The following is a 12,966-nucleotide window of genomic DNA, read 5'->3' on the forward strand; positions in this document are numbered from 1 at the left end:
CTCCTTGATTGATCGTTGATGTGAAATAACTTGTTCGCATTCAAACATCATTATATAATAATGTACTTATATTATAGCGAAACAGCGTCATTTTCAATACATTTTTGAAAGACTGAACTACGCTTTATTTCATCCGTTTGGAAAAAGACGTTGTACTGCTTCTTGCATTTGAGGTATTTCATTTCATTTTTCACCTTATTAGAATATTAAAAAGCCAAGGAATCTAATCATTCCCTGACTTCTGATCTAACGCATCTTTTAGTTTTCTACCTTCCCAAAAATCGTTAGCCCTGAATTTTTCATTCCATTAATAGTCCTTTTAATTCTCTGCAAATTTTTGCAATATCACCGTATGCCGTATGCTGAAATTCCACTGATGTATTTATTTCTTCGCCATTGATGAGCACGGCATTTGCAGTCTCATTTTTTTCATAGACTAATTCATTAAAAGGTGCTACTTGTAAGGAAGTGCCGACAACGATTAGTAAATCTGCCTTTTGCACAGCTAGAATGGCCTCATCATATTGGTGAACTGGATCTCCAAAAAATACAACATTCGGCCGTAAATTAGATCCGCACTCGCATTTTGGCACATGATGCTTTTTCAATACTTGCACTAATGGATAGGTCATCTGACACTTCAAGCAAATACACTGATGCATATTTCCATGCATCTCAATGACTTTTTGGCTGCCTGCTATTTTATCCAAGCCATCCACGTTTTGCGCAATAATTGTTACATCCTTATGCAGATCGCTCTGTAGCCATTCAAAAAAGAAATGTCCAATATTTGGTTTTATCGCATTGATTGTTGCGAGCAATGCTTCTTGGGTAGGAAATGGTGAAATGGGAGAGAGTGTTTCTTCGCATAAGTGATAAAATGCATCCCAAAATGTTTCAGGTTCATGTTCAAAAGTTAATTGATTTAATTTCTCTAATACAGATGGATTATTTCTCCACATGCTCTCTGCTGATGAACGATAATCTGGGATGCCGCTAATCGTACTCATACCTGCACCTGAAAGTATGACAATGTTGTTCGCGTTTTTAATCAAATAACTCACTTCTTTAACTTCTGAAAGCGTGTTTTCAGTAAGCTTTCTTCTATATTTAAAGGATTTCTCTCTCACACGATTTTCTACAGCAAATTTCATCCCCTTTTCTATGCTGAAAAGGGCATCTTCTGTAAAATCAGCATACGGAGCCCCTTCTTCGTTGTAAGCAGGAATTTTCCAATACGCACTATCTAATGAAGGAAGCCCATCAATTGTCTCGATAAGCCTTGTATGAAAATGATCATGCTGACTAAAGGAAGCTTCTGCATTTCTCGCCCCATCATGGAATACTAATTGCCACGTTTCTTCATACGTCATTCCCGTAATTTCACCGAACACATGATTTTTCACAAAAAATCCAATGCCCCCGAGCAAGTTCCGGTAATGTGGAATATGAATGCTGCCGAGTATTTCAAATGGATTCGTTGGACTAGCTAGAACACCCGAATTTTTTGTCCACATAGTATGACTTTCTCCTTCTCCAACAAATTCACATAAAATAAATGTCCCGAATTCGTTAGTGAAATTCATATTTATTACATGTAGGGACCCTTCAAATACTGGCACATGATCCCCTTCATGTATGTCCTTTTTATAAAAATCCTCCAGCACCTTCAACACCGGTTTGCCCAAATGTTGTCCCCCTTTGTCAAAAAGTTACTTTCTATAACCACTATAAAATAAACAGCGTAATAGCCTGTATTACTTTATCAAAAGCGCAGTTTTCAGGATTAGAAAGAGTATTGTGCTCCCAGACCCACCCGCTCGCTACTTGCTAACGAAATACTGGCATACGTTTTAAAGGTCCAATCTAGCTGTTACACTCTAACTTGAACTTTCACTAAAATTCGGTGAAATATGCTCCTTCGTTAGTTTTTCTAAACCAACTAAACCAATAGTATAGTGATTAAAAAAATCACTTAATAAAACTGTAATTGTTCTATTTTCTAATTGAATACTTGCTTTAAATAATTCTACTTTCTCTTTCGTTAGTGAGTACTCTTCAAACTGCGCATTTGAAAAATATTGCTCAAAAAATCTTCTTTTTGAATCTTTATCGCCAATACCAACAATTAAATTGGCATGTGATTGTTCAATAGCCCGTTTTAAAATGCCTGCTCTCGTATCTCTAAGCTCTTTATAAAAAGGTTTTAGTTTAGATTTCAGATTAAATTTGAATGCATTTAAATATTGTAATTTATCTAAGTTTGAATAGGGCCATTGATCTTTTTCATTTCTGCGAGGAAATGGCCGGAAATCCATTAATGTTATATTAAATTGAGAGTTATTATTATATAAGTTCTTTTGATAGTAATTTTTTATAATGTTATAGTTATCTTTATTAATTCCTTTTTTTACAAACCACTCTTTATCAGGTTGTAGGAAGTGCAGCACTATTCTCGCCTGAAATTCAAGCATTGGTGCAAATAAACTAGTGTCCTCCCGAAGCTCTCCTCTTAATTTTTTCATCACTTTTTTATACTGTTCCTCAATATTTTCTGGAATTTCATAATATCCATCTTTCCAATAATTCGGATTTAAATAACAATCCGGATTATTTCCAAACACCTCACAGTTTGTTTGAATGACATTTTGGAGCTCATATCCACCTAAACCTTCTTCATTACCTAAAAAGATTATTTTACTCTTATTATTATCACCATAACCTACAAAAGCTAAAAGTTTCGCGGTCTCTTCCGTCGATAAATTGTATGTCCCTTTGGAATCGTTGTTGTTATTCGTCTTTTCTTCCTTTTTGTTGCTAAAGACGATATCTTCAACAATTTCATCGCCTTCAAGTAAAATGCCAATATATTTTTTGTCTTTCTTTCTATCCGTTTCTATTTCTCCGAAAGCTAAATTATTTAAATACTTCATATGTTGATAAAGCGCAGAATCCGTACGATTTTCCAAAATACTATACTTATCTAACATAGAGTTAGCAAATTTCTTGCCATGCTTCCCCATCTTTCTATTTTTTGCATTGCTCATATGCTTTCTAAAATCTGGTAACTCTTGGATACATACCTGATTTTCTACTTCTTTCCACGGTCTCTTACTTCCCATTTAATCTCCTCCATTTTTTAGTCCAAAAATCCTTTTTCCCAAACACTATAGTCGGCTTACTAAAAGCATACCCTTTCCTGCGTAAAAGCCCCTATTACGGCCTTTTTATTATGATGTAGTTGTGCTTAAAAATAATGAAAAGGGAGTGGGGTTAATGGTTAATTTATATACAGTCATTGATCAGTATCAACGAGGGTATACGAATGTATTAAACAGATTGATCGTTTTCAGGAAGGAACAAATTTCTTTTAATAATAGCGACTTAAACCATCTTTATAGACAATTCACTTCGACAAATCCTTCTAATAATGCTTCTGATTTTTTACAATTTCTTCAATCGAACTTTTCCTCTCTTTCTCTTTCTCAATATCGAACACATCAACAAATCGTTTCATATTTAAAAGAAGAAATCGAAAAATCTGCTTAACACAAAAGTCTAAATCAGATTTTTTTCTGATTTGGACTTTATTTCTTTTTCTACTTCTTGCTTGTCCGAACAGTGTTAATCTGCCGGTTTGATCAAATAAGTTTCACCTTGAAATGCCCATTGGTACTTATTATTCGAATCCGTTACTAATACTTCTTTCCGAATATTTTCCCGTTTGGTATGCAACACCTGTGCTAATTCTTGTCTCGTATTTAATAAAAAGTTCCTCATATTATCATCGCTTTTGCTTCCCGAAAAACAAGAATTATTAATTTGCTCTAGTGATTTAGATTCGTTGCTTTCAAGCAAATACTCTAAAATTTGCTTGCGATCTTCCGATTTAATCGAACTTGTCTTTTTAGGTCCAATAATTTTCAGATGATCCATATCGCGAAAATCAAAGAAAATTTTCAGTTGTTGAAGCGTACTACGCTTGTCCTCATAGTCACTTATTAGCTGGTCCACCGCTTCTGAATTTAATAACTTTGTTTCATATCCAATTTGATGTACATAGGAATACTTTAAATTACTCCCAATATTCACGTGCACTCTTGCTGAAAAAATTTGTTCCTCAAATTTATTGTCTATATCTAGGGCAATCGCTTTTTTTAGCCACCGCTCTGCCGCTTCTGCTTCGTTGACGTATGCATTTGCTGCTGCATAAATTAAACAAAATTCAATTTTAGCGTCCCTACCACTTATCCTTTCTAATCTGTTCACTAAACTGGATAATAATTGATGCGCTTCGGGCCATTGTGATTTGAGAATATGAATATTTGCCTTTCTTAATACAGCATCAAAATGTTCCGAATTTATTTTTAATACATCGTTAAAAACTCGAAAGGCTTCATCAAGTTGATACGCTGTTTTAAGCGTTCTTCCCCTTGCCATCTTTAATTTTGCTAAAGAATATTTATATCGCTCATTTTGGGGACGGACCTTTACTAAATTCGAATACACATCGTTCAGTTGATCGGTCGCCTCTCTTTTCGTTATTAAACCATCATCCTGATTATCATAAATTACTGCTTCATGCTCTAATAAAATATTTTCGATTTCAGACCTGATAGCGTTATTTGTAGGTTCATACTGAAGTATTTCAAACCCGATTTCGACTCTATTCATCAGTACCTCTTCATGTTGTTGCTGACTTGATAATTCGTTTTCTAATGTTGCCAGTAAATGCAGCCACTCCGTCCGGTAAAGTTCCATTGTCGGGTCAAGTCGAATACATTCCTTATACGAATCTTTTACTCCTTCATATACTTGCAATAAAGGTATGCTCGTATCGTTTACTTCTTTTAGAATGTTAAAATGCTTTAGTTGTGCTAGTTTTCTATTGTAGATTTTTTGCGATGCGTCGGTTTTATTTAAAATTGTTAGATAGGTTTCTAAATCATCAAATTGCTCGCTAGATAAATTTTGTAAGTCAAGCAAATCTTCGGTAAATAAGCGGTATAACCATTCTGCTTTTTTAGGGTAAAGGGCTTTTGCGAGCAATTTCTGTAGCGCTTCAAAGGAATTATTTGGAGCATGCTGCGTATAAATATTTTTCGCTAAGCCCTCCTTAAACCGCATCAGCGTACTTAAGTTGACGAGCTCCATATAAATCTCTGTTTCCTCTTCAAGTGATAATTGTTCACTTGCCAACCTTTTTTGCAGAACATCTGCGAGCGCTTGTTGACATCTTTCATGCGTTGGATTTGCTCTTAAAAATCCACGTAATATTATTTCCTTCTTTACTAAATACTCTTGGTTTGTAATTACTTGCTCATTTAGTTGTTTATAAAAAAGCAATGAATGTTCTTGTATCGCCGCCCATTCCAAAATTTCATTTCCCACTAAACCACCCTTTTTCAAAAATATAGTCCTCTCTTTTTGAAAAACAATTAAACTATGATATGTGCGAAAAAATTTATATATGTATACCGAACAAAAGCGTTGGAGCGTCCGAAGTGAAGGCACGCTCTTTGCCTTCGCCAACAGAACAGACTGCGATCTTAAGAGGCTTGCACTTTTGCTTAGAGGTTGCATGTCCTTTTTTAAATGTTTTCCACATGGCGAGATTTTTTAATTTCTTTCACAACAAAAAAATCCACTCAATTACTGAGTGGATTTTCAATATTACATACAACTAAGGATTTGTGTTAAAGGCTGAGACGTCCTCATCCAATACAAAGCTCGTACCTCGTTTTTTGTGTGCAGCGATGAAGAAGATTGCTGTAATAACTACTGCTACAATCGCTCCTCCAATATAAGAAGCAGTTAATGGCATACCGAAGCCCATTGTTGGTTCATAGAAAATATAAACAAAAACCATGCTAGTTACGAAAACGGCTGGTATTATAGCAATCCAGTGATTTTTATGTTTCAAGAATAAATACATAGCTTCAACCCATAACGCAATAGCCGCTGTCACGCCGTTTGCCCATGAGAAATAACGCCATAAAATATTGAAATCGATTTTTGTTAACCCATATGAAATGACGAATAATGGAATAGCAATCCATAAACGACTAAGAAGTTTCACTTGATTGAATTTGAAATAATCAGCAATAATCATACGCGCTGCACGGAACGCTGTATCGCCTGATGTAATTGGTAATACAATAACTCCTAAAATGGCGATTGTTCCACCGATAGAGCCCATCATTAATAATGATACTTCACTAACAACCGCTGCCGGTCCACCAGCTGCTAACATTTCACTTAAACCCCCGTAGCCATTGAATAAACTCATTGCCGCAGCTGCCCAAATCATCGCTATAATTCCTTCTGCAATCATCATACATTAGAAAATTTTGCGTCCTTGATTTTCATTTTTCGTTGTACGCGAAATGATCGGCGTCTGTGTTGCATGGAAGCCTGATAACGCACCAAAGTATGGATACAGTCGACCAATAATTTTGTCCACTGGTAATAATGTTGCCAAAATGTAGTAAACAAATATTACTCCAACGATCAGTGCAAGCGCTACTTTACCATCTAGTAAATTATTTATTAGCATTGCTGATGATGAAACGAATACCGTTCCAACTAAAATTAATAATAGAAGTGCAAAAATATTTACAATATGCTTCATGACATTGCCTAAAAATTTGGCCGCAAGCTCTGGTAAATGTGCACCTTTGTTACGTATCGAAATCATGCCCGTCAAGTAATCGTGCACAGCACCTGCAAATATACAGCCAACAACGATCCAAATAAATGCTACAGGACCGTATAAAGCACCTGCAATCGGACCAAATACCGGCCCAGTTCCTGCAATATTAAGCAGCTGAATTAACGAGTTTTTCGGTGTAGACATCGGTACATAATCTACTCCATCCGCATTTACATATGCAGGCGTCGGACGCTTATCTTCTTTACCGAAAACTTTCTCTACATACTTTCCATATGTAAAATAACCAACAATAAGTAACACAATACTAACTAAAAATGTAATCATTTGAACACCTCTCTATTAATTTATTGTTTATTCACTATATTAATGATGTTAACACCCTTGTTATAATACAGAAATACTTTTTTATATTTTTGTATAACAGTTTGCGAAAAAATCCTCTAGCTTCGATTAGCTAGAGGATTTTTTATTGTTCTTATCTACTTTTGCAATGAACCGATGTACCTTTACAAGGCAAGGCTACGCTTTTTGTATTGAAACTCACAACATGTTTTTTACAGAATACTCTTGATTGATTTACCGCAATGACAATTGTAGCTACCTCTTGCGGAAAAGTTCTGCAGCAGCAATCTAATTCCCTTACTTTCCCTACTAATAACCCTGTCAAAACAATCCACTATCTTACCCCATTACTGCTACTATTTGGTTGTTAGATCGCATTATCTAGGGGTAAATAGCTAGCAAAAACAAGATGCAACTTTGGGTCTTTATCAAAACATGTCCTTTGCTTTAAAAGAAAGTGTACTATTTTATAGGCACATGGAACGGAAGGCGGCGAGTGTAGCTGACGGCATTCGCCTTTCGCTACAGAGCAAAGCTTCCTGCGGGAAAAGCGTGAGCCTTGAGACCCCGCACGAAGCGTTTAGGAACGAAGGCTAAGAACGCCACGTCCTGTGGCAACGCCTTCGTGACCAACATCGTGTTGGCCCGAGGAGGGTCAAGCCACGCCCGCGGAAAGCGACCACCTGGAGTGGAATGTGCTGTCAAGTTCAGATTTTGGTGTAGTGCCTTAACTTTTACTAAATAAATAATTCGAAATTGAATAGAAGCACCCAACTTAGTATTTCTCAAATAAAGAGGAAAAATACAACACTGAAAATTCTTATTTAGTGCTATGTAATTTCAGTAATAAAAAAACGTTTTGAAGCCATATTAAGAAGGATCCAAAATGAAGGGAGAGATCAATATGGGCAGAGACAATAAACAAGGTAAAAGCAAGAACAAAGGTTCATTACCTCAAACACCTAAAAATCAAAAAATTGCTCCAAATAAGGTGAACGAAGAGTTTTCTCAAGAATTAACTGCGCTTGAAAAACTGGTTGCTAATAATATACCCAAAAAATAGGGGGTCATTATTTTGGAATATCAACGTGCACAAGAAATTGTCGCCTCACGATCAGAATTTGAAGTGACCTACAACGACGTTTCTGTATGGATCGATAAGCTACACGATGATGGCAAAACAGCAACCGTTCATTTAAGACGTTCATTAGAAGAAAGGTCTGAAGTGGATATTTCAGAATTAAAAGAAGAATACATGGCGCATTAAACAGACCATCCCACTGGATTAGTATCCCGTGGGATTTTGTCATTGATACGTTAAAAAGAAAAAACAGCTGAACAAATTATGCTAGACTGATTCATTTCGCAACACTTGCTACTGTTATAGCTAAGTTTATATGCGGGATAACTTTTTAATGTTCATTTCACGAAAGAATTTTCACTTCTCTACTTTTCTAAAATAACTATAAATTTTATCTAACTTTTTCGCTTGTAGTCCCTTTGGATTTTCCATATTACCAAATTCAAAAAATTTCACTTTTTTAATACCCACAAAATTAAATACGGCTCTTTTCATCAATACTTTATGTGCATTATTCAATAGAAATAGCGGATACCTCGCAGGCCCCTTCATAGTAGAGATACACACTACTGACTTTCCCTTCAAAAGTCCCTCTGATAAGTATTTCCCTTTATCCTTGTAAGCGAAATTAGAAGCAAACATTTGGTCTATATATCCCAGCAACATTGCTGGCGGTCTCCCCCACCAAATTGGATAGACAAATACAATCTTATCTGCCCACATTAATTGTTTTCGATACTTTTCCAAGTTCGGATCACAATGCATATCACGTCTTCTTTTTTTCTCATTAAATTCAAGGCTTGGATTAAACCCCTCTTCATATAAATCCAATACCTGTAATTCATTTATAAGTGGATTTTCATTACATCCTTTAATAACTTTTTGCATAAATGCATAACTCAAACTATTATGATTAGGATGCGTGTAAATAACTAGCATTTTCATCATATTCACCCCTTACTTATCATTTGATAAGTAAATAATAACCACATATATTTTAGTTGTCAATTGATAATTGTTTTTTGATAACATTTTTGTTATCTTGTAAATAGGGAGGTGGAAATTGTGAATAAGAAAGAGCTTTTTCTTAAATTTGTATCATTTACAACTTCTGTGCATCATGTTACACATGAACTAACAAAAAACGCAAAATCAGATACAATCACGTCTGTTCAGTATAGTATCCTTGAATATATATTTATAAGTCAGCCCGTTACCCCTAGTCAAATTAGTGATTGTCAGAATATGTCTATGCCAAATACAAGTCGAGAGCTAAAAAAATTATTCGACAAAAATTTAATAGAAAAATCCGTTGATGAAGAAGATCGAAGAAAACAATACATTCATCTATCTAAGGATGGTGAAATAATGATGAACGCCGCCTTTACTTTAATAGAGACTAATTTTCTAACTCGAATACAAGGTGCTTCTAAAGAAGATTTAGTAGCCATTGAACAAGCACTAGATACTCTTCAGAAAAAAATTTTTTATTAAATTACCATAAACTTTTGTCAATTCTAGAGGAAATTCTTACTGTACCTGGATTTAGTTATGAAACCTATAAATCAAAAAGATGACACGTAAGAAATTACTTCTTAATGTCATCTTTTTAGTTTTATGTGAATGGGAAGAGGATACTTTCTTATCCACATAAAAGGAAGTGCTCTATTTAATTTTTAGCAAAATAAAACTACACCGAGATCAGTCAGTGTAGTATAAAACTATAATTGCATGCGGTAAAACAATTTATCCACCGCCACTAAAGGAAATGCTCCCGGTAATTCATTTTCTGCGATTTGCTCAAAGCCATTTTTCTCATAAAAACGGTGAGCTGCTTTGAACTGCGGCGTCGTACCTAGAAAAATTGTCGCCGTCCCGTGTTGCTTTGCCCACTCAAGCGCCGTATTTAATAAATGTTGGCCTGTTCGATGCGGAGCTCCTCGAAATTCAGAGTCAACGAACATTTTCTTTAGTGCGACTTCATCATTCCTAATATTTACAAGGCTAATCGTACCAACGACTTTACCCTCATGTACAGCGACCCAAAAGTTGCCGCTTCCTTGCTGATACACTTCTTCTATTTTTGCTAAATCCGGCTGATCCTCTTTTGTAATTGCTACACCGAACTCCTGCTGCTGAATCGATAAAATAAGATCCAACACTTGTTCTTGATATAATACCTCATATTGCTGTATTGTTATTTCGCTCATGTCATCACTCCCTTAAAATTAGTATGAAGGGATTTTTTGTAATGAACAAGCATTAAATTATTTTAATAGACGCTTCAAATCAGTTGTCAATGATTTCGACAACGCTCCGTTATTCCCGGTTTCCTCATTAATAATTGTCGCCTTGCCGCCATTTTCATACAACACACGATAGCTTTGCACCGCACCCTGTTCTTCCATATATAAGCGAAGCTCTACATTTGCCAAACTAAGTATTTCCTTCGCATCTTCATTCCACTTAATTCCTTCTAAAATATCGCGTAGTTTTTCTAACTCTTTCTCCTGAAGTAGTGTTTTCACTTCATCGCTATCTTCATATACATACTCTACTCGTGTTAGCCCTTCATAACTTGAAGCATTTGACGAGCATGCGACTAATAAAAGTGTCATAAAAATGAGTAGTAAAATTTTTTTCATATTGTTCTCCTTTGCAGTTAGACTACGAGTAGTATCACCCTTTCCATTGTCCTTCCCCTTTTTAGCCTTTTTTAGACGTGCAGGTTACAATATAATTTAGAAGAATCCTTTTTTTGGATATTTCGTTTAGTATAAAAAATGGGGGTGCTGAATGTGAAAAAATGGAGCCTTTATGTAGTTGTCGGTGTTGTCATTGGTGCGCTCGGCGTGTATAGTTGGCTCGGTTCTGAAATTCAACAGGGGCAAAAACCCGTGGCGGACGGTACAAATGATTACCTGATCATTCTCGGCGCCAAGGTAAAGCCTGGTGGAGTTCCTTCCTTGTCACTGAAAAACCGCCTGGATGTGGCGATTGACTATTTAACTGACCATCCGCATGTTCAAGTCATTGTGTCTGGTGGGCAAGGTATGGATGAGGAGCAAACCGAAGCGTCACTTATGTATGATTATTTAGTGGACAGAGGCATTGTGGCTGAACGCATTTTAATCGAAGACCGCTCGACGTCCACGTATGAAAACTTAGCATTTTCAAAAGTGCTATTACCAGACAACGTTTCGGCGATTACAATTGTATCAAATAATTTTCACCTGCACCGTGCAAGTTATTTAGCACACACACTTGGTTTAGAATCGGATGTTGTTGCCGCGCCAACGCCGAAATCGGTACGTTTGAAATCAGGGATTCGTGAACGACTCGCCCTACTAAAAACTTATCTTCTAGGCTCATAATTTTACAATTGAGTAAAACTTCGATACGCTAAATAAAATGGTGTTTTGGGAGGGATTTTAGTTGAAATTAAGTATTTTAGATCAAGTACCTGTCGCAAAAGGTGTTACGTCCACTGAAGCCTTACATAGAAGCGTAAAACTTGCACAACTTGGAGACGAGCTCGGCTTTGAGCGCATGTGGCTTGCCGAGCATCACAACACAACGTCACTTGCAAGCTCGGCACCAGAAGTAACAGCTGCCTATTTAGCTGCAAAAACAGAACGCATTCGTGTAGGCACGGGTGGCATTATGATGATGCACTATTCCCCTTTTAAAATTGCCGAAGTGTTTAAAACACTTGCAGGACTCGCACCCGGGCGAATTGATTTTGGTGCGGGCCGTGCTCCTGGTGGGGACGGAGCTGCGATGAGCGCACTTGCTAGTGGTCGCCGTCCCGAAATGACAGAGCAATACGATAAACTAGAAATTATTTTGCGCCTCATGAACGAACAACCCACGGGCGAGTCGGTATATGATGCAGTCGTTGCGTCCCCTGCGAAAGTCCAGTTGCCTGAAGCATGGCTACTAGGCTCGAGTGGACAAAGCGCGGTTCAAGCAGGACGTGCGGGTATTGGCTATTCGTTTGCACAATTTTTCAACGGTCAAGCGTCTCGAGCAATTTTCGACGCGTATAAAACTGCCTTCCAGCCCTCATATTATATGGAAAAGCCGCAAATTATCGTCACTTATGCAGCGAGCATTGCGGAAACACGTGAGGAAGCAGAGTATTTAGCGCGCCCTATCGAAATTTCACGCCTGAACTTAATGCGAGGCCGTATTGTGCAGGGCATTTCCCCTAAAGAAGCGAAGGATTACCCGTTAACGGAAATGGATAAAATGATTATAGAAAATAACCGTCATCTCATGTTAGTTGGGACTGCTAAGGATGTCGCAGAACAGCTTTACCGCGAGCAGGAACAATTTGGCTTTGATGAAGCCATGCTTAATTGTAACCAGTTCGCACTGGAAGATCGATTGAACTGTTATAAACTGATTGCTAAAGAGATGCTTTAGAGAAGAGGCGGTTCGAGTCCTTTGTTTGGAGGTTACACCAAATGAACGTGAACTCTAGGTACTTTATCTGCAATCATTGTTTTTATCTTTTATAATTGATGATTTTAACAATCAAAGAAGGCAGAGAGCAAGCTCCCTACCTTCTTTAATTATTATTTGTTATTTGATTTTTTATTGTCCGGAGTTGCTTTTTGATTGCATCGCCATTTGAACCAATCGTTTAGTAATCTCTCCCCCAACTGATCCGTTTGAGCGAGCAGATGAATCTGGACCAAGATTTACACCAAACTCTTGTGCAATCTCATATTTCATTTGATCAACTGCTTGTTGTACACCTGGTACTGCAAGCTTATTTGAACTACGGTTATTTGAAGTCATTTCTCTCACCTCCTTATGACATTAGAATGCGCTAGGTTTTTTTATTAATACATTTCGCTATAAG

13 protein-coding genes and 1 pseudogene are annotated in these 12,966 nt (G+C 36.8%); 6 read left to right on the forward strand and 8 right to left on the reverse strand.

Translation table 11 applies throughout. From position 1 onward, the window contains the following. Window positions 1-299: 299 nt before the first annotated feature. Together MHH87_RS09640 and MHH87_RS09645 are read right to left on the reverse strand one after the other, a co-directional pair. Complete coding sequence (locus MHH87_RS09640; protein WP_340749094.1) at window positions 300-1,688, reverse strand: Sir2 family NAD-dependent protein deacetylase; 1,389 nt, start codon at window positions 1,686-1,688, stop codon at window positions 300-302. A gap of 192 nt (window positions 1,689-1,880) precedes the next feature. Next, window positions 1,881-3,122 carry a hypothetical protein gene (locus MHH87_RS09645; protein WP_340749095.1) on the reverse strand — a complete coding sequence of 414 codons (1,242 nt, stop codon included), beginning with the start codon at window positions 3,120-3,122 and terminating at the stop codon, window positions 1,881-1,883. A gap of 154 nt (window positions 3,123-3,276) precedes the next feature. On the opposite strand from MHH87_RS09645, the gene MHH87_RS09650 reads away from it, so the two are divergent. Then, window positions 3,277-3,549, forward strand: coding sequence for a hypothetical protein (locus MHH87_RS09650; protein WP_340749096.1), 273 nt, complete (start codon window positions 3,277-3,279; stop codon window positions 3,547-3,549). Between the two features lie 75 nt (window positions 3,550-3,624). On the opposite strand, the gene MHH87_RS09655 is transcribed toward MHH87_RS09650, so the two are convergent. Together MHH87_RS09655 and MHH87_RS09660 are read right to left on the reverse strand one after the other, a co-directional pair. Continuing rightward, window positions 3,625-5,409: a tetratricopeptide repeat protein gene (locus MHH87_RS09655; protein WP_340749097.1), complete on the reverse strand. Its 1,785-nt coding sequence runs from the start codon at window positions 5,407-5,409 to the stop codon at window positions 3,625-3,627. 274 nt (window positions 5,410-5,683) lie between these two features. Continuing rightward, window positions 5,684-6,997: pseudogene (locus MHH87_RS09660) on the reverse strand (carbon starvation CstA family protein). Between the two features lie 904 nt (window positions 6,998-7,901). On the opposite strand from MHH87_RS09660, the gene MHH87_RS09665 reads away from it, so the two are divergent. Then, entirely contained in the window at window positions 7,902-8,078 is a 177-nt protein-coding gene (locus MHH87_RS09665) for a YfhD family protein (RefSeq protein ID WP_445683086.1), read from the forward strand. A gap of 12 nt (window positions 8,079-8,090) precedes the next feature. Continuing rightward, a complete protein-coding gene (locus MHH87_RS09670) occupies window positions 8,091-8,282 on the forward strand; it encodes an H-type small acid-soluble spore protein (RefSeq protein ID WP_340749098.1) in 192 nt (63 codons plus the stop codon). Between the two features lie 171 nt (window positions 8,283-8,453). Here MHH87_RS09670 and MHH87_RS09675 read toward each other — a convergent pair whose 3' ends face one another. Then, window positions 8,454-9,041, reverse strand: a complete 588-nt coding sequence (locus tag MHH87_RS09675; RefSeq protein ID WP_340749099.1) for an NAD(P)H-dependent oxidoreductase — start codon at window positions 9,039-9,041, stop codon at window positions 8,454-8,456. Window positions 9,042-9,161: 120 nt separating this feature from the next. Here MHH87_RS09675 and MHH87_RS09680 point away from each other — a divergent pair, with 120 nt between their 5' ends. Next, window positions 9,162-9,590: a MarR family winged helix-turn-helix transcriptional regulator gene (locus MHH87_RS09680; protein ID WP_340749100.1), complete on the forward strand. Its 429-nt coding sequence runs from the start codon at window positions 9,162-9,164 to the stop codon at window positions 9,588-9,590. A 227-nt stretch (window positions 9,591-9,817) separates the two neighbouring features. Here the strand turns inward: MHH87_RS09680 and MHH87_RS09685 are convergent, their stop codons facing one another. Beyond that, on the reverse strand, window positions 9,818-10,306 hold the full coding sequence (locus tag MHH87_RS09685) for a GNAT family N-acetyltransferase (RefSeq protein ID WP_340749101.1): 489 nt from the start codon (window positions 10,304-10,306) through the stop codon (window positions 9,818-9,820). Between the two features lie 57 nt (window positions 10,307-10,363). Beyond that, window positions 10,364-10,741 (reverse strand): hypothetical protein, encoded by a 378-nt coding sequence (locus MHH87_RS09690; RefSeq protein WP_340749102.1) that lies wholly within the window; start codon window positions 10,739-10,741, stop codon window positions 10,364-10,366. A gap of 153 nt (window positions 10,742-10,894) precedes the next feature. Here MHH87_RS09690 and MHH87_RS09695 point away from each other — a divergent pair, with 153 nt between their 5' ends. Then, the gene (locus MHH87_RS09695; protein WP_340749103.1) at window positions 10,895-11,470 is read left to right on the forward strand and encodes a YdcF family protein; all 576 of its coding nucleotides are present in this window, start codon (window positions 10,895-10,897) and stop codon (window positions 11,468-11,470) included. Window positions 11,471-11,531: 61 nt separating this feature from the next. Continuing rightward, a complete protein-coding gene (locus MHH87_RS09700) occupies window positions 11,532-12,524 on the forward strand; it encodes an LLM class flavin-dependent oxidoreductase (protein ID WP_340749104.1) in 993 nt (330 codons plus the stop codon). 171 nt (window positions 12,525-12,695) lie between these two features. Here the strand turns inward: MHH87_RS09700 and MHH87_RS09705 are convergent, their stop codons facing one another. After that, window positions 12,696-12,902, reverse strand: a complete 207-nt coding sequence (locus MHH87_RS09705; RefSeq protein WP_340749105.1) for an alpha/beta-type small acid-soluble spore protein — start codon at window positions 12,900-12,902, stop codon at window positions 12,696-12,698. Between the last annotated feature and the right edge of the window lie 64 nt (window positions 12,903-12,966).

Origin of the sequence: Solibacillus sp. FSL H8-0538 (genome assembly GCF_038003525.1) — a bacterium.
Taxonomy (GTDB): domain Bacteria; phylum Bacillota; class Bacilli; order Bacillales_A; family Planococcaceae; genus JBBOPI01.